Source organism: Nostoc sp. DSM 114159, from assembly GCF_053470285.1.
On record NZ_JBPFEH010000001.1, the window covers coordinates 2,118,004 to 2,142,555 of the forward strand.

Here is a 24,552-nt window from a genome sequence, read left to right on the forward strand (position 1 = left end):
AGGTTGGATTAAGGAACGTAGCTTGCTGCCCATACCACTTCGTGGAAGCAAGCTACGCGTAGCGTCCCGAAGGGAAGGCTAACCCAACATTTCCGGGGCTTTGTTGGGTTGTGCTTTGTTACAATTTTTCTTAACTGATTCAGTCTCTCACCCCTATCTCTACCCCGAACTTTTTAAAAAATCAAACACCGTCGCATTTGTTGGGCGAATTCCTAAAGTAGAAGTAGATGCTAAATCTTTCCTATTAGCAGCAAATGGGTATGATGCAACTAGGATTTTTGTGGAGCGCAATTAATTATGACTGCTTTAACCTTACAATTACCTGCTAATCTGCAATTTACTGATGAGGAATTTGCACAGATTGTCGCTGTGAATAAAGAATTACGACTAGAGTTAACTGCGGAAGGGGAATTAATTATCATGTCACCTACTGGGGGAGAAACGGGAAACCGTAATTTTGAACTGTATCTTGATTTAGGAGTTTGGAACAGACAGAATAAACTCGGAAAAGCTTTTGATTCTTCTACTGGGTTTAAATTACCAAATGGGGCAACTCGTTCACCTGATGCTTCTTGGATAAGGATAGAAAGATGGGATGCTCTTACCCCAGAACAAAGAAAGAAATTTCTCCCTTTGTGTCCTGATTTTGCAGTGGAATTAGTCTCTGAAACTGATGATGTAGAAGATACTAAAGCCAAAATGACAGAATATTTAGCAAATGGCTTACAACTGGGTTGGTTAATTAATCCTAAAGAGAAACAAGTAAGAATTTATCGCCCAAATCTTGTACCGGAAGTTTTACAATCTCCTACAAGTTTATCGGGTGAAGATGTTATCCCTGGTTTTGTTTTAAATTTACAGCAGATTTTTGCATAGATAACTGATTATCTTGATTTTATTTCTACTCAAATTCGCTGAAACCATCGACGCTTCCTTGAAAGCTCAAACCAGATTCGACACCGCCGCAAGTGCTGAGTGTAAGAACTTTAGAAAAGTGAAAATCTTTTTTGATTGGCGATCGCACTTCTTCAGCAAAAAAATCAACTAACTTAAAACCAATATGGTTTTTCAGTACACTAACGCATTTGTCACTATAGCATCGGTTAATTTTGAGAAGTTAGTGAATTTCTATACCAAATTGCTGGAGCAAAAGCCAGTTATTTTGATTCCCAATGTTTATGCTGAGTTTAATTTAGTTAGTATGCGTTTAGGTATTTTTAAACCAAAGAACACAAACGAATCGGAATTTGAAGCGAGCGCCAAAAGTAAGATAAGTTTGTGTTTAGAGGTGAGTAACTTAGAAGATGCGATCGCTCACCTAACTGCTTTGGGCTATCCTCCACCAGGAGACATTTCCATTGCTTCCCACGGCAGAGAAATATATGCCTATGACCCTGATGGCAATCGTCTGATTTTACATCAAGCTGCTAAAAGGAGTCATTAGTCATTTGTCATTGGTCATTTGCAAAGGACATAGACGCGCCAGCGGCTTCCCGCAGGGTAGGACAAATGACAAAGAACAAATAACAAAGGACAAATAACAAATGGCTATAACTCAAAACTATAAATTAAACCTGATTCAATGGTATCCAGGTCACATTGCGAAAGCTGAAAAGAAGCTCAAAGAACAGCTAAAGCGTGTAGATGTGGTGTTTGAGGTACGAGATGCTCGGATTCCCTTAGCAACTCACCATCCCCAAATAGGTGAGTGGGTAGAAGGTAAAAAACGGGTATTGATACTTAACCGAGTAGATATGATTACACCACAAATGCGATCGCTGTGGATCGATTGGTTTAAACGTCAAGGAGAAGTCCCTTATTTTACCAACGCTCAACATGGTAAAGGTATAGCAGAAGTAGCGCGGGCAGCGCAAGCTGCTGGGGTAGAACTCAATCAAAGAAGAAGCGATCGCGGGATGTTACCCCGTCCAGTGCGGGCTGTGGTGATTGGTTTTCCCAATGTCGGTAAATCAGCTTTAATTAACCGCTTATTGGGAAAGCGAGTTGTGGAAAGTGCAGCTCGTCCTGGGGTAACTCGTCAACTACGCTGGGTGCGAATTTCCGAACAATTAGAATTGCTAGATGCTCCTGGTGTCATCCCTTTAAGATTAGAAGACCAAGACGCAGCCTTGAAATTAGCTATTTGTGATGATATCGGTGAAGCATCTTACGATAACCAGCTAGTAGCAGCAGCCTTAGTGGATTTACTCAACTATTTAGAAGCTGTAGCAGGAGATTTATTACCAAAAAAACCATTACAATCTCGTTACCAACTCGATTCCACATCAGACACCGGAGATACCTATTTACACGCCTTGGCAGAGCATCGTTACAAAGGTGATGTAGAGCGAACAGCAAGGCAACTTTTAACAGATTTTCGTAAGGGATTGTTGGGTGAAATGAGTTTAGAATTACCACCAAATTAAATCTAAATTCAAATAGTAAAAATTAGGAAAACTATTTGATTTTTAACAGGACTTACGCAAGTGTCACAAGCAATGGCGCGGCTATGTTGTGCTGCGCACCAAACAACTAGGCGATAATGATAACGTCTTGCCTTTTAATTGCAAAGATAAATAATTTGATAAATTGTTTGACCAGTTTTATAAGCTAAATCTTTGAGCTTAAACCAAACTAAAATAGCGCAGTCAATATGATTTATGGGAGTAGCACATAGTTACTGAAAAATGCGATCGCGCGCGTTAGATATTTCCACTCACCAACTAAATTAGGGATTTCCAAAAAATAAATTATCCAAATAAACGTAGACGTATACTCCTACAAAGAAGCAAGCTATGCAAAGCGTCTGTCTGCGACACGCCGTTCGCGTTCGTAGAAAAGCGGCTACTCTACGAGAACGCCAAAGGCGAAGCCGCAGGCTACCACTCCAAGCGCAGAGAACACAAAAAGAGAAGAAATAGAAAGAATTTTGGCGTCAGTTTTGAGATATTTTTATTTGGAAGTTTCTTAATACTTTTTTAATGTTGCCTCATGCCTTTCTTTGTCAGGTCAAAAACTCTTTGACGGAGTTCTGATATTAGTTTGGGAAATCATTAAAATGCGTTCCCCACATCTACATAAAGGTGTTTGCATTCCTACTCTTGGCTCCAGTACCCCATACCAATGTAACTTTTCTAATGGTTGTTACCCAATTTATGGTAGCGGGAATTATAACACTAGTATAAAGAGATTTTCGTAAAAATTTATGAGCGCAAAAGTTGATGGAACTTTAAGGATTGCTGGCTACCAAATCATCGAGCAGCTTTATTCAGGTTCTCGTACTCAAGTGTATCGGGCAATTCGAGAATGCGATACCTTCTCTACGAGAGGCTACGCCAACGGTGGGCTTCGCCAACGCTTACCAGTTGTCATCAAACTCTTAAAACGAAAATACCCAACTTTTAGCGAATTAGTCCAGTTTCGCAACCAATATGCGATCGCTAAAAATCTAGATATTCCTGGCATTATCAAACCCTACAGCCTAGAAGCCCATCATAATGGCTATGCCCTAGTCATGGAAGACTTTGGTGGTGTTTCGCTGCGGCAATATACTCAAGGAAAAACACTGACATTAGAGCAATTCTTACCCATTGCTTTGCAACTACTAGACACTTTACACCAGTTACATCAACAGCGCGTCATTCACAAAGACATCAAGCCAGCCAACATCTTGATTCACCCTGACACGAACCAAATCAAGCTGATTGACTTTAGTATTGCCTCGCTCTTACCACGAGAAACCCAGGAACTTCAGAGCCTCAATGGACTAGAGGGAACGCTAGCCTATCTGTCGCCAGAGCAAACCGGACGGATGAACAGAGGCATTGACTACCGCAGTGACTTCTATTCTTTAGGTGTGACTTTCTTTGAATTGCTGAGTGGAAAATTGCCCTTTGAGTCCTATGAACCGATGGAGTTGGTGCATTACCACATTGCGAAACTTCCACCTAGCCTGTGCGATTTCAACCCCAAATTGCCCTTGATGCTGGGCGAAATTGTCCGCAAACTGATGGCGAAGAACGCTGAAGACCGCTATCAAAGCGCGCTAGGACTTAAACATGACCTTGTTACCTGCTTAGAACAGTGGCGAGAAACAGGCAAACACACCTGGTTTGATTTGGGACAGCGAGATATTAGCGATCGCTTTCTCATACCCGAAAAACTCTACGGGCGGGAATCGGAGGTAAAGACCTTATTAGAAGCATTTGGTGATGTGGCCAATGGTGGCTCTCAACTGATGCTAGTGGCAGGTTTTTCTGGTATTGGCAAAACCGCAGTCGTCAATGAAGTGCATAAACCGATTGTGCGCTGGAACGGCTACTTCATCAAGGGCAAATACGACCAGTTCAACCGCAACATTCCTCTGTCTGCTTTTGTACAAGCCTTTCGCGATTTGATGGGACAGTTGCTTAAAGAAAGCGATACTCAACTGGAGCAATGGCAGAGCAAGATTTTAGCGGCAGTTGGAGAGAACGGGCAAATCCTGATCGAGGTGATTCCTGAACTGGAGCAGCTGATCGGCAAACAGCCGGAGATCGCTGAACTATCAGGCGGTGCGGCACAACACCGTTTCAATCTGCTGTTCCAAAAGTTCATTCAGGTGTTCGCGACCAGAGAGCATCCGTTGGTAATATTTCTGGATGACTTGCAGTGGGCAGATTCGGCATCGCTGAATTTGCTAAAGTTGTTGATGGCTCAAAGCGATTGCAGCCATCTATTCATTATTGGCGCATACCGCAATAACGAGGTGTTTGCGGCTCATCCACTGATGTTGACGCTAGATGAAATTGAAAAAACTTCTTCTAGCATCAAAACCTTGAACCTAGCTCCCTTGAGTCAAGCAGATGTGAACCATTTGATCGCCGACTCGCTTAGTTGTGCAACAAAACAGGCACTGCCATTGACAGAGTTGGTTTATCAAAAAGCCAAAGGCAATCCCTTTTTCACAACTCAGTTTTTGAAAGCGCTACATGAGGATGGGCTGATTAGCTTTAATTGGGAGGCAGGTTTTTGGCAGTGTGATGTAGCACAAGTGCGATCGCTTGCTCTGACTGATGATGTGGTGGAATTTATGGCACAACAACTTCAAAAATTGCCCGACATCACTCAAGATGTTCTGAAACTGGCAGCCTGTATCGGCAATCAGTTCGATTTGGCGACCTTAGCGATCGTTTATGAAAAGTCGCAAGCAGAAACCGCTTCAGACTTGTGGAAAGCATTGCAAGAAGGATTTATCATTCCTACCAATGAAATTTACAAATTTTATCAGAATTCCTCATTGGCGATCGGTCATTTGCAAATGACAAGTGACAAAGGACAAATGACGGTTTACAAATTCTTGCACGATCGCGTCCAGCAAGCTGCTTATTTCCTGATTCCAGACGAACAAAAACAGATAGCTCACCTCACAATTGGGCAACTATTACTGACTCATACACCTGTTAGCAAACAAGACGAAAAATTATTTGAAATTGTTAACCAACTTAATATCGGCAAATCCCTAATTGTCGAGCTATCTAAGCAAATAGAACTCGCCCAACTTAATCTGAAAGCTGGACAAAAAGCCAGAGCCACAACTGCCTATACAGCTGCATCTGAGTATTGCACTACAGGCATCGCTTTGTTAGCTGAAGATATGTGGCAAACGCAGTATGAGTTAACCTTAGCCCTCTATGAAGCTGCCACTGAAGCCGCTTACCTGAGCGGCAACTTTGAACAGATGACACAATTGGCCGCAGTCATAATAGAACACTCTAGAAATCTGTTGGATACGGTCAAGGTCTATGAAGTTCAAATTCAAGCTGCTCAAGCCCAACATCAATTTATAGAGGCAGTGGAGATTGCTCTGAAGATTGTAGAGCGTCTAGGAACGAGTTTTCCCAAGCAACCCAGTCAATTAGATATTGCTAAAGCACTCGAGACGACTAAATCCATTTTGGCTGGAAGGCAACCGCTGGATTTAATCAATTTGCCCCAAATGTCAGACCCTAATAAGTTAGCAGTTGTACGGATTCTTGCCGCTGTTACTTCTGCTGCTTTTGTTGTCACTCCAGCGCTGTTACCGTTTATTGTCGTCGAACAGGTCAATTTATCCGTTCAATATGGCAATAGCTCATTTTCGGCAATTGGCTATGGCTACTATGGAATGATACTTTGTGGGATGACAGGAGAGATTGACTTTGGGTATGAGTTTGCACAACTAGCACACTTGTTGCTGGAACATTTCAATGCCAAAGAACTGAAATCCAGAGTCTATGTCGGAATTTACTGTTGCGTGTGGCATTGGAAAGAGCCGCTCAAGAACTCCTTACCGTTTCTCCGGGAAGGCTATGAAGTTGGATTGGAAACGGGAGATTTAGAATCGGCTGCTATTTGCGGATTCATTTACATCTCATATTGTTGGTTTATAGGCAGAGAATTAAGCGATCTCAATCGAGAGAGCGCTGCCTTCCGAGATCAGCTTGGGCAGCTCAACCAAGAAGGTCTTACCAGCCATCTGACCGTTTTTCAGCAACCAATTTTGAATATGCTTGGCGATTCTGCTGAACCTTGGCAGCTGACTGGAAATGCCTTTAATCGAGAGGAAATTGTGCCAGATCTCGAGCGTTCGGGCGATCAAACTGCGCTGTATTATTTCTATGCCAACCAACTTGGTCTGTGTTACATGTTTGGCAAGTTTGAGTTGGCGGTGTCAGCGGCGATCGCCGCTGAAAACTATACGGGTGGTGCTACAGGCTTATTCATAGTTCCGCTTTGCTACACCTATGATTCTCTAGCCCATCTGGCAATCTATTCTCAGGTTTGTGAGGCACAACAGCAAAACATTTTGCAACGGGTGGCTAAAAATCAGGAAAAAATGAAAAAGTGGGCTGACCATGCTCCAGAAAATTACCTGCACAAATTTTATTTAGTTGAAGCCGACCGATACCGAGTCTTAGGGCAGAAATCAGAGGCAATAGATTTGTACGATCGCGCCATAACTCTAGCTAAAGAACACGGTTATACCCAAGAAGAAGCACTCGCCAATGAACTGGCAGCTAAATTCTACCTCAATTGGCACAAAGAGCGGATTGCTCAGTCATATATGACCCAAGCCTACTATGGCTATGCTCGTTGGGGCGCTAAAGCAAAAGTCGCTGACTTGGAACGACGCTATCCCCAACTCCTCGCCCCCATCTTAGAGCAAACCCGTTTTTCCCTCTCAACTAACGAAACTATTTTCACCTTGGAGAGTCTCACCTCCACCAGTTCCGCCACTTCCAATAGTAGCAGCGTCTCTGTTGCTTTAGATTTAGCTACCATTCTCAAAGCTTCCCAAACTCTTTCTCGGGAAATCGAACTCGAAAAACTACTTTCAGCTTTGCTGCATATCGTCATTGAAAATGCTGGAGCTGATAAATGTGTATTCATACTTTTGCAATCAGAGCGGTTGCTAGTTCAGGCTTTAGCACAACTTTCCCTGAGCAGTCTACAGAACCAAGCTGCCAAAGTTGATTTTTACCCGATGTTATTCAACCCACAGCCTATTGAAGACTCAGTTGATGTACCAGTTGGCTTAATTAATAACGTCAAACGCAACTTACAACCAGCAGTCATTACTGATGCCACGGTGCATCCGCAATTAATTAACGATCCGTATATTCAGCAACAGCAACCCAAGAGTATCTTGTGCAGCCCGATTTTGAATCAGGGTAAGTTGTTGGGCATATTGTATCTGGAAAATAATTTGGCAACCGGAGCTTTTACAAGCGATCGCGTCGAACTGCTGAACTTACTTTGTGCCCAAGCCGCAATTTCTCTGGAAAATGCCCGAATTTACCAAAACTCTCAGAACTATGCGCAACAGTTGGCACAATCTCTAGCAAAATTGCAGGCTAGTGAAATCCGCTTCCAAAATTTGGCAAATAATATTCCTGGCATGGTGTACCAATTTCGTCTGGAGGTGGATGGTTCAACTTCAACACCCTACGTTAGTTCTGGCTGTCTCGACTTATATGAGTTAGAGCCAGAGTTGGTAATGGCAGGGACGCATAGCCTTTACGCTATGAATCATCCTGACGATCGCCCGGCTCTTGCCCAAGCGCTCGCCTACTCAGCTGAAAATCTTACACCATTTGAGGAAGAATGGCGGATTATCTTGCCTTCAGGAACCGTAAAATGGATTCAATCTGCTTCTCGGCCAGAGCGACAAGCCGATGGGGCAATCATTTGGGATGGGGTAGTAATTGATATTAGCAATGGCAAAGAGGCTGAACTATCTCTAGCCAAAGAACGAGAGTTTTTGAATGCCATCATTCACAATATTACCGATGGAATTGTTGTTTGCGATGCAAGTGGCAAATTGACTCTATTTAACAAAGCAACTCGTGAATTTCATGGTGTACCAGTAGAATCATTACCAGCAGAACAATGGGCAGAACACTTCGATCTCTATCAACCTGATGGTCAAACACCTCTATCAACCACGGAAATTCCTTTATTTCGCGCCTTGCAAGGAGAAATCGTCGAAAATGCGGAAATGGTAATTGCGCCGAAGCATGGTTCTAGGAGAATTTTGTTAGCTAGCGGACAAGCGATCTTCGATGCTTCAGGTAACAAACTCGGTGCAGTAGTTGTGATGCGAGATATTAGCGAAAGGGCGCGGCTTGAAGCCGAACGCAAACTTGCTGAACTTGCCTTGCAGCAAAAATCACTTGACTTAGAACAAGCGCTAACCGATTTGCAAAACGCCCAATTACAAATGGTGCAAAGTGAGAAAATGTCTGCACTAGGGAATTTAGTTGCTGGTGTCGCTCACGAAATGAATAATCCTCTCGGTTTTATTGCTGCCAGTCTCAAACAAGCTAAACCTACCCTTACTGATGTAATTGAACACTTAAAACTTTATCAATCAACCTTACTCAATGCAAGTGATGAAATCAAAGACCATGCCGAAGAAATCGACTTGGATTATAGCTTAGAAGACTTGCCTAAGATGATTGATGCCATGTCGATGGCGTGCGATCGCCTGAAAAATATCAGCACCAGTTTACGAACTTTCTCGCGTGCCGATAAAGATTATAAAGTACCATTTAATATTCACCAAGGCATCGATAGCACGATTTTAATTTTGAAACATCGTCTCAAGGCTAACGATCAACGTCCAGCAATTGAAGTGATAACTGAATACGCCACTTTACCTCAAATTGAGTGTTTCCCTGGACAACTAAATCAAGTATTTATGAATCTACTAGCAAATGCTATTGATGCCTTGGAGGAATCGAATATTGGTCGAAGCTTTGACGAAATTAAAGCAAATCCAAACAGCATTACAATTACCACTACAGTAGAAAATAATTTAGTTAAAATTACAATTGCTGATAATGGTAAGGGTATAGAGGAAGAAGTAAAACAAAAAATGTTTGACCATTTATTTACGACAAAAGCTGTCGGTAAAGGCACAGGATTAGGACTTGCGATCGCTCGACAAATCGTCGAAGAGACCCACAACGGAAAACTGCATTTTAACTCAGTTCTGGGTCAGGGAACAGAATTTATCATTGAAATTCCAGTATAATTTTTAGTCAAATTATTCTAGAAAAACATGGCAAAGCGATCCAAGTGAATTCTAAACTTGGCGAAGGAACTGAATTTGTGATTCAGCTACCGTTGTTGGCATAAACGAAAAAGGACTGACAAGATTGCGACCCAATACTTCTCAGGTTTTGGGGAAAAGGGGAAGGTGGGGCCCCAAGAAGGGGATAAGGGGCGAGGGAAAAGGGAAAGAAAAAACCTTTAACCCAAACCCAGTACCCTTTTCCCCAAACCCGATTCCGAGTTAAAAATGCTTTACCCGAAAAGTATTGGATTGCGACCCCAGGAAGGCAAATTCCTAACTCCAAACTTTTTACGCTTTTCCAGCAGCTACCACAGAGTTTTTCTTCAAAAGTTCCACAGCGGCTTGATATTGCAGATCCGCTTCAGTACCAATTTCTTCGCGGTTAATGGCTGGTTGGGAAATAACTTTATCTGGCTTAATACCTAGTTTGTTAATATCCCGGTGTTCAGGAGTTTCATACTTAGCAATTGTGACTGCTAAACCCGAACCATCTGATAATTCAAACAAGGATTGAATTAATCCCTTGCCAAAGGTAGTTTCGCCTACCAACTGGGCACGACCGTTATCTTGGAGTGCGCCAGCAAGAATCTCACTGGCACTGGCAGTTCCTTGATTTACCAAAATCACCAGAGGATCTTTCGTCAGGGCTGGCCCAAAGGCTTCAAAACTACCTTGAATACCTTGTCGGTTAACAGTGTAAACAATAGTGCCAGAATCTAACCAGAGACGGGCAATTTCAATTCCTGATTGCAATAATCCCCCAGGATTATTTCGTAAATCTAGAATGTAGGCAGCAGCGCCTTTTTTTTCTAGACTAGAAATAGCGTGTGCCAACTCTGTTGAAGCGTTGGCATTAAATTGTGTAAGACGTAGGTAGCCAATGGGTGTACCCTCAGCAGAAACACGCAAATCTGAAACCACAGGGTTAAGGGCAATGCGATCGCGTGTCAGTCTAATTTCCGTTTCTGCTTCTCCGTCCCGTTCGATTACGAGAGTCACAAGGCTGCCACTGGGCCCGCGCATTCTGGTAGCAGCTTCATCAAGGGTGAGATTTTCTGTGGAAACACCTTCAATTTTGAGAATGCGATCGCGTGGTCGAATCCCCGCTTTATCTGCCGGTGAACCGGCGATGGGAGCCACTACTTCTAACTTCCCATTCTCAGAATTCAAGGCAATTTGCAATCCTACCCCAGTCAGCTCCCCAGAAGTATTGACCTGCAAGCTGCGGTACTGTTCTGGATCTAAAAAGCGGGTAAAAGGATCGTCGAGGCTCTTGAGCATCTTCCCAATTGCCTCATAACTGGCATTTGAATCTGGCAGTGGTTTTTCCAGAACCTTTTGCCGCACAGCCGCCCAGTTTTGATGATTAAATGTCTCATCTAGATAAGTACGATTAACAATTCGCCAAACTTCCGAAACCAGCTTTTGTTCTCCAGTCAAAGCCAGCGATGGCTGAGTGAGCGTACCCAACGCCAAGCAAACCGCCATTAACAATGAAAATCCAACCCGAAAGACTTGTTTATTCATGAACCCCATTATCAATTCCACCTCAACCCAAATTGCCTAGATAATGCCCACTTCCTCTGTTGTTGATGAAATCTATCTCTCGATTATGTTACTTTTTTTATAGAAGTGGTGCATTTTTCTCATCAAGTTGTTCAGTCAACTGATGCATCGTATCCACTCACCAAAGGATAAAATCTACTTTGTGTCCACCATTTTGTGTGTAGGGGCGTAAAGAGATCGCAATATATTCCATCTTTACAGAGTGTAAAGTTTCTGAAGTCTCTTAGCACACTGAAAGCTAAAAAGCAAAGAAAAAAAACTCCTCTTTACTAAAATCCCAAAATTGTTAATTGGGAGAGAAGTCTGAGCGAAGGCTTCTGCCGATTCAGAACTTCGGGATTTATCAACCGCAACCGACTTTTAGGAACTTGAGATTGTATGGCTAACGTTTACGACTGGTTTGAGGAACGCCTGGAAATTCAGGCACTCGCCGAAGACGTTACTAGCAAGTACGTCCCTCCCCACGTCAACATCTTTTACTGCCTGGGTGGAATTACCTTGGTTTGTTTTCTCATCCAGTTTGCTACTGGATTTGCCATGACGTTCTACTACAGACCAACAGTTACTGAAGCTTTTTCCTCAGTCCAGTACATCATGACTGACGTAAACTTCGGTTGGCTAATTCGCTCCATCCATCGCTGGTCTGCCAGCATGATGGTGTTGATGATGATTTTGCACGTCTTCCGGGTTTATCTCACTGGTGGTTTCAAAAAGCCCCGCGAATTGACCTGGGTAAGTGGTGTGATCCTTGCTGTGATTACCGTTTCCTTCGGAGTTACCGGCTATTCTCTACCTTGGGATCAAGTTGGCTACTGGGCTGTGAAAATCGTTAGCGGCGTACCAGAAGCAATTCCTGTGGTTGGAGTTCTGATTTCCGACCTATTGCGCGGTGGTTCCAGTGTTGGTCAAGCAACACTAACTCGTTACTACAGCGCACACACATTTGTACTGCCTTGGTTGATTGCAGTATTCATGCTGTTTCACTTCTTAATGATCCGCAAGCAAGGCATTTCCGGGCCTTTGTAATCTCAGCTATTAGCGAAAGGCAACATTTGTCAGTTTTCAGATCGAGTTGTTTGTTTTAAACTTATGAAACACAAGAAATTAATTGCACATAAGTTCCAAAAAACCAATACTTGTATCTGGAGCGTAAAGCTATAGAAAACTTCAGGCGGATGACTGTAGATATAGAAACGCTGTTTCCTGCCTTTTGGTTGCCTAGTAGCTGATAGCTTTCACAAATGCTTTAATTTAACTTAAGCAGGAGAGCACATTTCAAAATGTCAACACAAAAAAAACCTGACCTGAGCGATCCTCAGTTAAGAGCCAAACTCGCTAAAGGCATGGGTCACAACTACTATGGTGAACCCGCTTGGCCAAATGACTTACTTTACGTCTTTCCAATTGTGATCATGGGTTCCTTCGCTGCGATTGTGGCTCTAGCCGTGCTAGATCCCGCAATGACAGGTGAACCAGCAAATCCTTTCGCCACACCATTGGAAATTTTGCCAGAGTGGTACTTGTATCCAGTCTTCCAAATTTTGCGATCGCTTCCTAACAAACTTTTAGGAGTGTTAGCAATGGGTTCTGTACCAGTAGGTCTAATCCTCGTTCCCTTTATTGAGAACGTGAATAAGTTCCAAAACCCCTTCCGTCGTCCAGTCGCAACCACAGTATTCCTCTTTGGTACCCTTGTCACCTTGTGGCTGGGTATTGGTGCTGCTTTGCCATTGGATAAATCTTTGACCTTGGGACTATTCTAAATTAGTCACCACAAAGTTCTTTGACGCCTGTGAGTTTCAAGAGCAGATGCAGATGTGCTTTTGAAAACAATCAACAGGCGTCAATTTTAACAGTAAAGAATTCAGAATTCAGAAGCCAGAATGGGCTAAACGCCCCGAAGAGAGCTAACAGAATTAAAACGTGAACGAAAAAGCGGATAACGCCACCCAAAGTGAATCCGTGTATCTTACAGGAAAGCAAGTTATGCATAGCGTCTTATAGATAGTGTCTGCATAAATGGGTTTAAGTTCCCCACTAAAATATGCTTTTTTTAGTGCTCAACAAGATAGTGTTGGATTTGTAGCCAAATCCCGCAGTGTATCCCTCACTGATTTCCTTCTGTTAGCGGATAGCTAAGTTTTAGCTCATTCTGAATTCTTTATTCTGTATTCTTCTTCAATCGTTCAGATTGCTTCTGGGATTTGCAGTTTTGGATAGAAAAGCTATTCCCAAATCTCAAATCATCAAAAGTCAACAAATACAAACATTTCTTACTTACTTAACGTAAGTTGCTAGTTACAACCCTCGTCAATGCCAAAATCATTCATGTTTTGTATTTTGGTACATAGAATATATCAATTTAGATTTTTTTATGTCAGAGAAATTTTGCGAACAGCGCAGAATTTAATAACTAGCAACTTGGGTTTACTTATATTCAACTCACAGTTAATGCTTAGTATAGTGCAGCAAGACCATCTGACGGTTAAGAGCGAACTCAGGCTCTTAAACCAAGTACAAGAATGGTTTGAGCAATTTTGTCTGCAACACTTGTCTCAACTTGGCTGGTCAAAAACCCAACTCGATCGCCTCAATTTAGCATTAGCAGAAGGCTTTACCAATGCTGTTCGTCATGCTCATCATGCTTTACCGCCAGAAACAACCATTGAGATTAACGTTTATCTGTGGATTGACCGACTAGAAATTAGAATTTGGGATTATGGAAAACCTTTCAATCCTGATGCGATCGCAGAGCCAGCCCCAGGTACTCTGCAAGTAGGTGGGTATGGATGGTTTCTCCTCCGGCGGTTGGCTGACAAGGTTGTATACGAACGTGGTGCGGATGGTAGAAATTGCCTACTCATTGTCAAGTACTCTGTAGAAGCACAAAAGTAACAGTGAAGTCAAGGCTAAAGGTAAAGAATAGTTCTGATGTCAATTTTGGCTTGTGAGCAAAGTGGGGCGTAGGGAAGGAGTCTCGACAAAAAACGAGGGTTTTTCTTCTCTACAATACTCTCTTGTAATAGGAGGCAAACAAATAAAACTTCCATATAGCCCTCATCAAGCTAATGAAGACTTTGCCTCAATTTGAGCTACAAACTTTCAAACAGAAGCGGTTTTTGTTAAAATACATTGTTATTTGATTGATAAAAGTATACTTCTTTTTCAATGTTATTTAAATTGGAGAAATATATTTTTTACGTGAAATTACCGATCGTTATTATGATTTTTTTGTAAAGTTTTCAGTAAAGCTTTTGTATAAAAAGAACTAGTGAATATAGTAAAAATAGCATTCGAGCTACACTAGCTGCTTTGTTAAGATTTGTCAGCAGTGTTGAGAGTCTTAATGTTTGTTCTCCAACAAGTGCCATTTCGTGATTAAAGAGATAGACACAATAGGGGAACAAAATATTATGACTAAGACAGCCCTAATTACAGGAATTACTGGTCAAGATGGCTACTATCTCAGCCATTTGCTCCTCAACCGTGGTTATCGAGTTGTCGGATTAGTACCCCCACATCGACAAACTAATTTGACAAAACTGGGAATACTGGCAAATCAAGTAGAAATTTTTACAGTTGACTTGAGGGATAGTGCAGCACTGTTGACCGCAGTTGAACAACTGCGTCCCCAAGAAATTTACAATTTGGCGGCTCCCAGTTTTGTACCCGACTCTTGGAACGACCCATTGGGAACTTTGGATTTAATAACTGGTACAGCTACTAGGCTCTTGGAAGCAGTACGAAAAGTTGGTTTGTCTACGAGATTTTATCAAGCCAGCAGTTCAGAAATGTTTGGCGATGTATTCCTCTCGCCTCAAGATGAGGAAACCGCTTTTCGTCCCAAAAATCCTTATGCTGCGGCTAAAATGCACGCTCACTGGACGATGGTGCATCATAGACAGCGCTATGGACTATTTGCCTGTAGCGGAATTTTATATAATCACGAGTCTCCTCTACGCGCACCTCAGTTTGTCACACGCAAAGTTTCTTTGGCAGCTGCATCAATTAAATTGGGTTTAACTGACACATTAGAAATGGGTAATCTGGATGCCAAACGTGATTGGGGCTTTGCAGGTGATTATGTAAAGGCAATGTGGCTAATGTTGCAAATTGATCGGCCAGAAGAATATGTGATTGGCACTGGCAAACTACACAGTGTGAGAGATTTAGTTGCCACAGCCTTTGAGTCTGTGGGCTTGGATTGGAAGCAGTATGTAGTTTTAAATACTAACTTTTTGCGACAAGATGAGCATTTTCAACTAGTAGCTAACCCCAGTAAAGCTAAAATAAACCTCGGCTGGGAACCCCAAGTAAGCTTTGAGGAACTTTTAGAAAAAATGGTAAAAACAGATTTAGAGCGGTTACAAAGCGGTGCCATCGCGCCCTTACCGCAAGTGTAAATAATCTAAGATGCAAATCACTACAGTGACAAAAAACCTGAATTTAGGTAATAAAGTTAATAAACAAACTAACCATGTCTTTGTGTTTTTAGAAATTTTTGCTCACGAAGGTGGTATTCAATCGTATATAAAAGATATTTTTCGCGCCTATTTGGGATTGGGTCAAGACTACAAAGCAGAAGTTTTTTTGCTGCGAGATAGTACTGATAGCTTAAATCCGTTTGAAGACGAGAACTTAAAATTTCATTACTTTAAAAATCAGTCTCCCTATTTGGGGAGATTGCAAATGGCAGCAGCTTTACTGAAATGTCTGTTGCAGAGCCGTCCGCAGCAGGTTTTCTGCGGTCACATTAACTTAGCAGTATTAATCCAAACACTTTGCCAGCCCTTGGGGATTCCTTACACCGTGCTAACTTACGGCAAAGAAGTCTGGGAACCGTTGAAAAATCAGGAACGTCGTGCCCTGGTATCAGCAGAGAGAATTTGGACAATTAGTCGCTACAGCCGCGATCGCGCTTGTGTTGCCAATAGTCTAAACCCAAACATGGTACAGATGCTGCCTTGTGCAATTGATGCGGATAAATTTACTCCTGGCTCCAAACAACCAGAATTAATCCAGAAGTATGGCTTAACTGATGCGAAAGTGTTAATGACAGTAGCGCGGTTATGGTCAGGAGATATTTACAAGGGTGTAGATGTCACCATTCGGGCATTACCACAAATCGCTGAAGTTTTCCCAGAAGTGAAATATTTGGTAATTGGTCGCGGCGATGACCAACCGCGATTAGCTAAACTTGCTGCATATTTAGGTGTGAGCGATCGCGTCGTGTTTGCTGGTTTCGTTGCCACAGAAGAATTAATGGAACATTATCGGCTTGCTGACGCCTATATTATGCCGTCGCAAGAAGGCTTTGGCATAGTTTATCTAGAAGCAATGGCTTGTGGAGTGCCGGTGTTATCTGGTGACGATGATGGCTCCGCTGACCCCTTGCAAGATGGTAAACTGGGATGGCGAGTTCCACACCGCAATCCTGATGCTGTAGCAGCAGCTTGTATAGAAATGCTTCAAGGGAATGACCAGCGATGTGATGGAGAGTGGCTAAGAGAACAGGCGATCGCTCTGTTTGGCATCAATGCCTTTCAACAGCACTTACACAAAATGCTGCTATCCTCAGTAATAAAGTCCATTTGAGTCCAAATGACAAACGATCGATAACTCATAACTAATGACTAAAATCGCTATCCTAGAAGGAGAGCAGGACGAAATTTATTAAAAATGAGCTTTAAGTCATTTCAATTGAATCTTTTAAATCTCCGCCCTTGGCTCACCCTGCTGGCAGTTTTTTGGCTGCTGGCATCAGTGGGCTTGGGTTGGTTAGTTAATTCACTGCTAATTATTTTCGGGTTACTGTTGTTAGCACCTATTGTGGCTTTTTTTGGCTTTCGTTGGTGGCTGCAACGCAACTTGGTTGCCGATCGATGTCCCGTTTGTGGATATGAATTTACAGGTTTAAATAACACTCAGTTGCAATGTCCTAATTGTAAGGAATTACTGTTAGTGCAAAATAGTCATTTTCAGCGCTTCACACCAGAAGGCACAATTGATGTCACTGCTGTCGAAGTTCCCGCTAAATCACTGGAAGAATAGTCAAGGATCGTTAGTCATTAGCAAAGTATAAATGACTAATGACTATTTATTTTTTTGTGAGATTGAGAGGTTGTAAGTATACTGTTGCTGGGATAGTTCGCCCACATACAGCGAGTATTTTCCTGCCTGCCAATAACCAGAAAGTTCTGACTTACCTCCAGAGTAACTATCTGCTAATACACAAAAGCGCCCTCCAGGCCCGTCGATCAGGAGTGTTGGCTTTCCTTGACTCTCTACTGTTAATCGTAAATAAGGTAGTGACTCTGTAACTTGGATAACTTGACTAGGTTCAGTGGTAATATTGCCACAATTACTTTTGACAGTTCCCCCAGACTTTCCCTTCAAAACCAGTGGATCTGGTTGGAAATTCCGACCAATTTGAATTGTTGGTGTCTGTGCCAAATTAGCCTCAGTGAAAGCCAAACTCATCGCCAAAGCTGTGGGAATAATTGCAAGTAGCCTCAGAGTCTTCATTTTAATGAATGCTCCAGATTTTTTTTAGAGCAATATTGTTATACAGTCCGATTTATATAGACGACAGCAATTCCTCTTGGTTCCAAAAGCTGCCGTATAAAGTAATACTAGTCAGTTAAGGATTATTTGTGAAGATTTGATAGGTGTATGTAGAGAGGTTGCATTGCAACGTCTCTACAATTGATGCCTGAAAGGTCTTGCATCCACAGACATTAGCTAAAATCACAAAGACAACCACCAAAAATAGAATTTGGTTAGTCTATTGTTGAATAAGTATGCTAATGAGTTAGGAAAGATTGATGAATCCTCAACCAGAAGAAGACTTACAGCGTCGTCTCAATCAGCTAGAGGCAGAGATTAATTCCCCGCCTGGGGTGGTTTCACAAGAACAAAAACAAACGCCTCAGTCTATTTTTGCCAGCTTCAACTTGCAACTAGAGCGATTTCAGATTTGGTTCAACAGCTTATCTGGGGCAAAAAAGCTGGTAGTTTCAGGTGTGACGGTGCTAGTAGGCTTGGCGATGCTGCAAGCAGTTTTTAAACTAGTTGCATCTATAATCAGTCTGGCACTTTTGGCAGTGTTAGTGTATGTTGGATACAAATTTTTTGTGTCTGGTAGCTTTCAACGTAAGCAATAAGTTGATATGCATTTACTTTGCACTCTGCCCAAAGTTATGAAAGTCAGGAGCCGAAATAAAAACGGCTTCTGACTTACAGAGGATTTCCAGGAAGTTGAAGTACACAAGCTAAGTGTCAAAACTAGGTATAAAGCCTATTTGATTTCTGTTAGCGCAGCTTATTCAGACTCCTGAATTCTGCTGCATAACTCCTAAATCCTATTTCAATATGCTTTTCTTTTTGCTGACGAGCTTAGTCTATTTTAATTGTGCCGATCGCGGCGTAGAAATAATATCAAAGGAAATTATACGATGACGTCACCAATTGTCAGAAGAACTAGTAATCAATCTGGTCAGTCAAAAAAATCGGAAAGAGCCAATTCGCTGCTACTAGGAAGTAGGCGTTTTGCTGCTTGGGCGGCTGAAATTACACTAGTGGTGACTAGTGGGTTGATTCCCTTCGGCCTTGGTGTCTATGCCAATTCTAGAAGCGATCTGAACCGAGTACCGCTTAACCCCGTGCTGGTAGTCACAGAAAGAGCGATCGCCAGACCCCTAGCTCTACCTGTGAGCTATGGCATCCGTAACGTAGCATGGCCGACTAATATTTTGTGGACAATCGCCTTGTTAGCGCCTGTAACTCTCTCGTGGTGGCAATTGTATTTATTAGCTAAGACTGGTAGCACAATTCCTAAACGTTGGTTAAAAGTGCGGGTTGTCAACGAGCAAGGGAAGCCGCCCGGATTGGGGGCAGTTGCGATCAGAGAAGGAGTTGGGCGTTGGACTGTACCCATTTCCATTGCCTATCTGCTGTGGCGCTACAGCTTTGCTTTTCCCAATTTAGGATTATTCACATTTTTGTCTTTATTAATGATTGTGGGTGAAGGGATTGGCTTACCGTCCCGTCGGGGGCGTCGCGCACTCCACGATCGACTCGCAGGTACTTATACAATTGATGCAGTTTTAGCTAGCAACAAACAAGCTCAGTCTGCTGACAGTAATGAAGAAGCAGCAGAATGGCAAGAGGGAGAAGAATTAGCGGCAGATCGAACCAGCCAATCGCATAATTTGTGGCGGCGAATACAGCAAAATCCCAATCTGACTTTGTTTGGGGTAGGGCTAACGAGTATGACTGCTGTGCTGGCAACTTTAATCGGTACTCAAGTTTATATCCAAATTCAACAATCCCAGCGAGCAACCAAGCAAATCAACAGCCAACAATTCCTCGAACTTGTCAAACAATTGACTCCCAACTCTGGGGCAACTAATGAGCAACGCCAAAGTGCAATTCTGGCTATGGGTGGTCTTAATGACCCACAATCCATTAAATTTCTGGCGGATTTATTAGTTAGCGAAACTGACCCCAGCCTTCTGGATACAATTCAACAAGCTTTAACAACTGTCGGGCCCCAAGCCATCCCAGAACTCAAAAATAAGAATCAGTTTTTGGTGAGCGAACTGGAATCTGTAGGTAGCACTGCAACCAAAGAGCGGGAATTACGCCAAGGTCGGTTACAAAGAAACCAACGAACAATCAACAAGATTCTCTCTGTTTATAGCGGTAAAAAAATCGACGGTGTTGACCTTAGTAGAACCCAATTAGGTCAAAGTGGTACTTACGGAGGTTCTTTCTTCAACTTGGTACTGGACAATCTTGATTTATCAGGAGTTAAGTTTAAATCTGCAAATCTTAACCAAGCCAGCTTTAAGGGTACCCGCTTTCGGAGTGTAGGTGAAGATGGACGCTGGGATACCTACGACGATGTAATGGCTGATTTAAGCCAAGCTCAGTTGCAGCAAGCTAATCTTACTGATGCTAACCTCAGTCGCGTCTTGATGAACCGCATCGATTTGAGTCGTGCCACTCTTAACAGAGCCAATTTATCCAACGCGCGTCTATATGATGCTAAACTCAACAGCACCCAACTAGTAGGAGCCGATCTGCGAAATGCAGTTTTGGAAAAAGCTAGCTTGACTGGAGCTGATTTAGGCGATGCCAAATTGAACGAAGCCAATCTGTATGCAGCGCGTTTAGGTCGCGCCACTGCCATTGGAACGCAATTATCTTTTGCCAACTTAACTAACACTGATTGGCAAGGGGCAGATTTATCAGGAGCTTATTTGGATCGTGCTAATCTCAGCAATGCTAACCTCAGTGCTACTCGTTTAACTGGTGTTGTTTTACGTTCTGCCCAAATGGAAAACGTTAACTTGCAAAATGCTGACCTGAGTCTTGCAGATTTACGAGGGGCAAACGTTGCTGGAGCAGATTTTAAAGGAGCAATTCTCGCTCCTAGCAAACAAGATCCAGCAGATCAATTTGTCCAAACCCCAGATTTAGGCTCAGTATCTGCCGTAGTCCAAGGGGTTGATTTTTCTCAAGCCAAAAATTTAGATGCCAAGCAATTAGCATACATTTGTACTCAAGGAGGGATTCATCCCCGTTGCCCGTAGAATGGAAGGAGCAGGGGAGCAGAGGGGCAGAGGAGCAGAGGAGCAGAGGGGCAGGGAGTGAGGGAGTGAGGGAGTGAGGTAGTGAGGGAGTTAGGGGACAAGGAGATAAACAAAACTCCTAACTCTTAACTCTTAACTCCTAACTCAGCACTCAGCACTCAGCAAGGGCTAAACGCCCCGCTATCGCTAACAGCACTCCTAACGCCCAATGCTCAATGACAAATGACTAATGACAAATTGGTGTGAGGAGTTGGTTATGAAATATATTCCATCTTTGGTTTCAGTTTTAGGGGCTGGTTTGATCTTGAGTCTGGCGAGTACGAAACCAGCACAAGCTCAAGTGGCTTATGGCAGTTATATTGGTATCGGCCCCACTGTTGGTTTGACCGATGGTATCCAATTGGGGGGAGTAATCGCGGGGCGCTACAAGCTTTTGGAAGCACCAGTATCACTCCGCGCTCAAGTGTTAATTGGTAGTAATACGGCTGTTGTACCAACGGTTTCTTACGATTTACCCCTCAACTGGCAAGCTGATGCCTACCTGGGTGCGGGATTAGTTTTAGCTGGTGGCGGTGATTCTTCTCCTGTAGGTGACAAAATTAGTTTTGCCTTACAACCGGGTATTGATTATATGATCCCAAATAGCAATACTGTCCTTTTTGGCAATGCTATTATTGCTTTTGATGCCTATCGAGATAGCAGTGGTACAGCTATTTCCGTACAAGGTGGCGTTGGTTTAAGATTTTAAGGGACATATTATCCCTAAGAAGCGTTAAACTTCATTGCAAATTAAGAAGTTAGTCCAAACAACGTGATAGTTTTTGGTCATGAAGAGAGACAGCACAGGATTAACACAGGAGAACACAGTGGCAATGGAATCAAATTTATTAACGGATGCGGGCGCAGATGAAATGAATCAAGATTTCAGTGAATATGTTGCTAACTTGCAACTTCACATGACTCTGCAAGCTCGTAATCTTGTTCCAACGCTGAAGCAAACACTGGTAGATAGTCGCCACCAATTACTCCATCAAACCCAAGCCAACTTTGAAAAGCTAGTTTCTCGGCAAGGGTTATAAAATATATACAAATTTTAATCAAAATTCAAATAAAATAAGGGCAGATGTTGTTGGGTCAATGCCAATGGTGTTCTCACAAGGTCTGCTTTTTCTGCTTTTTAAGTATTAAGTTACTAAAATCACCCTTTTGGCACAATAGTAGAGAGCAGAAACTAGTTAAGATTATTGCAGCAGTTCCTTCCTTTGAAGAGCAGTTAGTTAAGGCTAAATGGCGGCTCGAATAAAAATGACTTCATTACTTCCCAGAAACCTCAGCGTTATTATCCGACCAGTCCAATATCGGGATCTGGACGGAATTGAGCGCATAACTCAAGAGTCATTAGCAGCCCTTACTCCGAAGGGAGCAGGTTTTGCCATCAGCCAGATGCAAAGGCTGCGTCGTTGGTATGGATTACTCAAATTTTTAAGTTGGTTTCCTAACCCGCTACAGTATCGCCTTTGTGCTTTTGTTGCAGAGCAAGGGCGGACACTTTTAGGAATGATTCAAGTGTCACCCTTTAACCGCACACGTAGCACTTGGCGGATCGATCGAGTGTTGCTAGAGCGTGGTGTTGATAAACAAGGAATTGGTTCGCCACTTTTGCGTCATTGCTTTGAATCGATTCTGGAAGCTCGGACTTGGTTACTGGAAGTTAATATCAATGACATAGAGGCGCTGGCATTATATCGACAAAATGGATTCCAGCGTCTAGCAGAAATGACATACTGGGAAATTGGGTCAGAATTACTGGCTGAATTGGCACAAGCAGAGCCAGACTTGCCCAACCTCTTACCTATAAGTAATGCTGATGCCCAGTTGCTATATCAACTAGATACGGCATCGATGCCACCTTTGGTACGTCAGGTTTTTGACCGCAATACCCGCGACTTTAAAACCAGTTTGTTTGGCGCTTTAACTGATGCAGTAAAGCAATGGCTGACCAAAACAGAAGTAGTCAGTGGTTACGTATTTGAACCGCAACGCAAAGCTGCGATCGGCTATTTTCAGGTGCAACTCGATCGCAAAGGTGAAGTTCCCCATGCTGCAACGCTGACAGTTCATCCTGCTTACACCTGGCTTTATCCAGAATTACTATCTCAACTGGCTCGTATTGCCCAAGATTTTCCCCAGCAAGGATTACAACTAGCATCCTCAGACTATCAGGCAGAGCGAGAAGAATATTTAGAGCGAATTGGGGCAAAACGCATAGAACATACATTAGTGATGTCTCGCTCTGTGTGGCACAAGCTACGAGAGTCAAAATTCGTCTCCTTAGAAGGAATGCAGTGGACTGATATGCTGCAAGGTTTACAACCTACTCGTAAACCTATACCAGGTGGGATGTCATGGATACAACCAGGAAAGTTACCATCGTCAGATAAACCTCTGCCAAGCAAGCCAGAACCGATTAACTTTTCGGTAAAAAATCCTAGCATAGAAACATCACCGATTGCTGAATCAGCAGATGGACAGCAGGAGAAGTAGTGTGATATCCCAAGAGCAACCAAAACCGTTTATTTCCGCATTGGGACTAGATTTTGGTCGCAAGCGGATTGGTGTGGCTGGATGCGATCGCACGGGTTTAATTGCCACGGGTATCGCTACAATTGAACGCACATCTTTTGAGCAGGATGTCGAGCAAATCCGACAAATCGTTAATGAACGTGAGGTGCAAATTCTAGTTATGGGCTTACCTTATTCAATGGATGGCTCACTAGGATTTCAGGCTCGTCAAGTTCAGAAATTTACTAAAAGACTTGCTAAAGCACTAAACTTGCCTGTGGAATATATGGATGAGCGATTAACTTCATTTCAAGCAGAGCAACTGCTGATAGCTGAAAACCGCTCTCCATCACGCCATAAAGGTTTAATTGACCGCAAGGCAGCCGCTTTAATTTTGCAACAATGGCTGGATGTTAAACGTGCCAACTCTCCTAGCTCAGTCGCGGTTATTGAATATTGATACCTTTTAACATGATATTCTGAAAACGATTAGCCAGCAGTTGTATCTACGTATAAAGCTATTTGTTTGACATGATATGTCATTAACTATAGTTAAACGATTTTCAAACTTGCTGGTATTTATTAAATTTCTACATTTCGGCTATGTTTTCCTCTCCATTTCCTGAAGAAAATGATAACGCTCATGCGGGTTCCATCACTTTAACCGATGACAAAGGGCGATCGCTCGACTGTTATATAGAGCATTCCCTAGAAGTAGATGGACAAGAATACGTTTTGCTTCTTCCTGTAGACTCACCTGTAGAAATTTTTTCTTGGGAAGGTGATGGTGAGGAAGAAGAAGCGGTTCTGGTAGAAGATGACACGATCATTGAGCAAATTTTTGCTAATGCCCAAGCTGTACTATCTGAGCAGAACTTGGTACTGAAGAACACAGCTTATGCTTTGACAGTTGCAGGTGATTTACCACCAGTTGAAGAATCAGAACTCTTCACCTTAGAAATCGATGACGAAGAGGCAGATTTAGAGCCTGAGCAATTACAGCTACTTGCTAGCTTTTATGAGGAAGATCAGGAGTATGCAATTTATACACCCCTAGATCCCCTGTTGTTTTTTGCACGGATAACAAAAACAGGTGAGCCGGAATTACTTTCTCCAGAGGAGTTTCGGAAAGTGCAACCTCTGTTAGAAGAACATCTTTTTAATGAGGTGGAATAAGATTAAAAATTCAAAATGAAAATATTGCATTTTGAATTTTTAATTGAGAATTTT

19 protein-coding genes are annotated in these 24,552 nt (G+C 42.7%); 17 read left to right on the forward strand and 2 right to left on the reverse strand.

Going from position 1 to position 24,552, the window contains the following annotated elements; genetic code table 11:
* Positions 1–297 precede the first annotated feature (297 nt).
* The 4 genes from ACR5KR_RS08590 to ACR5KR_RS08605 all read left to right on the forward strand — a co-directional run bounded on the left by ACR5KR_RS08590 (position 298) and on the right by ACR5KR_RS08605 (position 9,556).
* Positions 298–876 (forward strand): Uma2 family endonuclease, encoded by a 579-nt coding sequence (locus ACR5KR_RS08590; protein WP_448266183.1) that lies wholly within the window; start codon positions 298–300, stop codon positions 874–876.
* Between the two features lie 184 nt (positions 877–1,060).
* A complete protein-coding gene (locus ACR5KR_RS08595) occupies positions 1,061–1,444 on the forward strand; it encodes a VOC family protein (protein WP_445626924.1) in 384 nt (127 codons plus the stop codon).
* Between the two features lie 100 nt (positions 1,445–1,544).
* On the forward strand, positions 1,545–2,426 hold the full coding sequence (ylqF, locus tag ACR5KR_RS08600; protein WP_445626923.1) for a ribosome biogenesis GTPase YlqF: 882 nt from the start codon (positions 1,545–1,547) through the stop codon (positions 2,424–2,426).
* A 779-nt stretch (positions 2,427–3,205) separates the two neighbouring features.
* Positions 3,206–9,556 carry an ATP-binding sensor histidine kinase gene (locus ACR5KR_RS08605; RefSeq protein ID WP_448266185.1) on the forward strand — a complete coding sequence of 2,117 codons (6,351 nt, stop codon included), beginning with the start codon at positions 3,206–3,208 and terminating at the stop codon, positions 9,554–9,556.
* 330 nt (positions 9,557–9,886) lie between these two features.
* Here ACR5KR_RS08605 and ctpA read toward each other — a convergent pair whose 3' ends face one another.
* Entirely contained in the window at positions 9,887–11,134 is a 1,248-nt protein-coding gene (ctpA, locus tag ACR5KR_RS08610) for a carboxyl-terminal processing protease CtpA (protein WP_445626921.1), read from the reverse strand.
* Positions 11,135–11,542: 408 nt separating this feature from the next.
* Between ctpA and petB the strand changes: the two genes are divergently transcribed.
* The 6 genes from petB (at position 11,543) to ACR5KR_RS08640 (ending at position 17,215) form a co-directional block, all read left to right on the forward strand.
* Positions 11,543–12,190, forward strand: coding sequence for a cytochrome b6 (gene petB, locus ACR5KR_RS08615; protein ID WP_322675438.1), 648 nt, complete (start codon positions 11,543–11,545; stop codon positions 12,188–12,190).
* A gap of 254 nt (positions 12,191–12,444) precedes the next feature.
* Positions 12,445–12,927 carry a cytochrome b6-f complex subunit IV gene (petD, locus tag ACR5KR_RS08620; protein WP_069068452.1) on the forward strand — a complete coding sequence of 161 codons (483 nt, stop codon included), beginning with the start codon at positions 12,445–12,447 and terminating at the stop codon, positions 12,925–12,927.
* Positions 12,928–13,615: 688 nt separating this feature from the next.
* A complete protein-coding gene (locus ACR5KR_RS08625; RefSeq protein WP_334720184.1) occupies positions 13,616–14,059 on the forward strand; it encodes an ATP-binding protein in 444 nt (147 codons plus the stop codon).
* Positions 14,060–14,577: 518 nt separating this feature from the next.
* On the forward strand, positions 14,578–15,567 hold the full coding sequence (locus tag ACR5KR_RS08630; RefSeq protein ID WP_448266188.1) for a GDP-mannose 4,6-dehydratase: 990 nt from the start codon (positions 14,578–14,580) through the stop codon (positions 15,565–15,567).
* Between the two features lie 10 nt (positions 15,568–15,577).
* Positions 15,578–16,759 carry a glycosyltransferase gene (locus tag ACR5KR_RS08635; protein WP_448266189.1) on the forward strand — a complete coding sequence of 394 codons (1,182 nt, stop codon included), beginning with the start codon at positions 15,578–15,580 and terminating at the stop codon, positions 16,757–16,759.
* Positions 16,760–16,843: 84 nt separating this feature from the next.
* Positions 16,844–17,215, forward strand: a complete 372-nt coding sequence (locus ACR5KR_RS08640; protein ID WP_445626918.1) for a hypothetical protein — start codon at positions 16,844–16,846, stop codon at positions 17,213–17,215.
* A gap of 42 nt (positions 17,216–17,257) precedes the next feature.
* On the opposite strand, the gene ACR5KR_RS08645 is transcribed toward ACR5KR_RS08640, so the two are convergent.
* The gene (locus ACR5KR_RS08645) at positions 17,258–17,689 is read right to left on the reverse strand and encodes a hypothetical protein (RefSeq protein ID WP_322694729.1); all 432 of its coding nucleotides are present in this window, start codon (positions 17,687–17,689) and stop codon (positions 17,258–17,260) included.
* Positions 17,690–17,988: 299 nt separating this feature from the next.
* On the opposite strand from ACR5KR_RS08645, the gene ACR5KR_RS08650 reads away from it, so the two are divergent.
* From ACR5KR_RS08650 to ACR5KR_RS08680, 7 genes are all read left to right on the forward strand, one after another.
* Complete coding sequence (locus ACR5KR_RS08650) at positions 17,989–18,327, forward strand: hypothetical protein (protein ID WP_445626917.1); 339 nt, start codon at positions 17,989–17,991, stop codon at positions 18,325–18,327.
* Positions 18,328–18,618: 291 nt separating this feature from the next.
* Entirely contained in the window at positions 18,619–20,760 is a 2,142-nt protein-coding gene (locus ACR5KR_RS08655; protein WP_448266191.1) for a pentapeptide repeat-containing protein, read from the forward strand.
* Between the two features lie 256 nt (positions 20,761–21,016).
* Positions 21,017–21,508, forward strand: coding sequence for a hypothetical protein (locus ACR5KR_RS08660; RefSeq protein ID WP_448270134.1), 492 nt, complete (start codon positions 21,017–21,019; stop codon positions 21,506–21,508).
* A gap of 124 nt (positions 21,509–21,632) precedes the next feature.
* Positions 21,633–21,839 (forward strand): hypothetical protein, encoded by a 207-nt coding sequence (locus tag ACR5KR_RS08665; protein WP_322690484.1) that lies wholly within the window; start codon positions 21,633–21,635, stop codon positions 21,837–21,839.
* Positions 21,840–22,047: 208 nt separating this feature from the next.
* Positions 22,048–23,304: an N-acetyltransferase family protein gene (locus tag ACR5KR_RS08670; RefSeq protein WP_448266192.1), complete on the forward strand. Its 1,257-nt coding sequence runs from the start codon at positions 22,048–22,050 to the stop codon at positions 23,302–23,304.
* On the forward strand, positions 23,285–23,782 hold the full coding sequence (gene ruvX / locus ACR5KR_RS08675) for a Holliday junction resolvase RuvX (protein WP_448266193.1): 498 nt from the start codon (positions 23,285–23,287) through the stop codon (positions 23,780–23,782). The genes ACR5KR_RS08670 and ruvX overlap by 20 nt, the downstream gene beginning before the upstream one ends.
* Positions 23,783–23,925: 143 nt before the next feature.
* Complete coding sequence (locus ACR5KR_RS08680) at positions 23,926–24,498, forward strand: DUF3727 domain-containing protein (protein ID WP_448266194.1); 573 nt, start codon at positions 23,926–23,928, stop codon at positions 24,496–24,498.
* Positions 24,499–24,552 lie beyond the last annotated feature (54 nt).

What these genes read in the sequence shown, in the direction of transcription:
- ACR5KR_RS08590 (WP_448266183.1), top strand. Translation starts at nt 298, where the DNA reads ATGACTGCTTTAACCTTACAATTACCTGCTAATCTGCAATTTACTGAT.
- ACR5KR_RS08595 (WP_445626924.1), top strand. Translation starts at nt 1,061, where the DNA reads ATGGTTTTTCAGTACACTAACGCATTTGTCACTATAGCATCGGTTAAT.
- ylqF (WP_445626923.1), top strand. Translation starts at nt 1,545, where the DNA reads ATGGCTATAACTCAAAACTATAAATTAAACCTGATTCAATGGTATCCA.
- ACR5KR_RS08605 (WP_448266185.1), top strand. Translation starts at nt 3,206, where the DNA reads ATGAGCGCAAAAGTTGATGGAACTTTAAGGATTGCTGGCTACCAAATC.
- ctpA (WP_445626921.1), bottom strand. Translation starts at nt 11,134, where the DNA reads ATGGGGTTCATGAATAAACAAGTCTTTCGGGTTGGATTTTCATTGTTA.
- petB (WP_322675438.1), top strand. Translation starts at nt 11,543, where the DNA reads ATGGCTAACGTTTACGACTGGTTTGAGGAACGCCTGGAAATTCAGGCA.
- petD (WP_069068452.1), top strand. Translation starts at nt 12,445, where the DNA reads ATGTCAACACAAAAAAAACCTGACCTGAGCGATCCTCAGTTAAGAGCC.
- ACR5KR_RS08625 (WP_334720184.1), top strand. Translation starts at nt 13,616, where the DNA reads ATGCTTAGTATAGTGCAGCAAGACCATCTGACGGTTAAGAGCGAACTC.
- ACR5KR_RS08630 (WP_448266188.1), top strand. Translation starts at nt 14,578, where the DNA reads ATGACTAAGACAGCCCTAATTACAGGAATTACTGGTCAAGATGGCTAC.
- ACR5KR_RS08635 (WP_448266189.1), top strand. Translation starts at nt 15,578, where the DNA reads ATGCAAATCACTACAGTGACAAAAAACCTGAATTTAGGTAATAAAGTT.
- ACR5KR_RS08640 (WP_445626918.1), top strand. Translation starts at nt 16,844, where the DNA reads ATGAGCTTTAAGTCATTTCAATTGAATCTTTTAAATCTCCGCCCTTGG.
- ACR5KR_RS08645 (WP_322694729.1), bottom strand. Translation starts at nt 17,689, where the DNA reads ATGAAGACTCTGAGGCTACTTGCAATTATTCCCACAGCTTTGGCGATG.
- ACR5KR_RS08650 (WP_445626917.1), top strand. Translation starts at nt 17,989, where the DNA reads ATGAATCCTCAACCAGAAGAAGACTTACAGCGTCGTCTCAATCAGCTA.
- ACR5KR_RS08655 (WP_448266191.1), top strand. Translation starts at nt 18,619, where the DNA reads ATGACGTCACCAATTGTCAGAAGAACTAGTAATCAATCTGGTCAGTCA.
- ACR5KR_RS08660 (WP_448270134.1), top strand. Translation starts at nt 21,017, where the DNA reads ATGAAATATATTCCATCTTTGGTTTCAGTTTTAGGGGCTGGTTTGATC.
- ACR5KR_RS08665 (WP_322690484.1), top strand. Translation starts at nt 21,633, where the DNA reads ATGGAATCAAATTTATTAACGGATGCGGGCGCAGATGAAATGAATCAA.
- ACR5KR_RS08670 (WP_448266192.1), top strand. Translation starts at nt 22,048, where the DNA reads ATGGCGGCTCGAATAAAAATGACTTCATTACTTCCCAGAAACCTCAGC.
- ruvX (WP_448266193.1), top strand. Translation starts at nt 23,285, where the DNA reads ATGGACAGCAGGAGAAGTAGTGTGATATCCCAAGAGCAACCAAAACCG.
- ACR5KR_RS08680 (WP_448266194.1), top strand. Translation starts at nt 23,926, where the DNA reads ATGTTTTCCTCTCCATTTCCTGAAGAAAATGATAACGCTCATGCGGGT.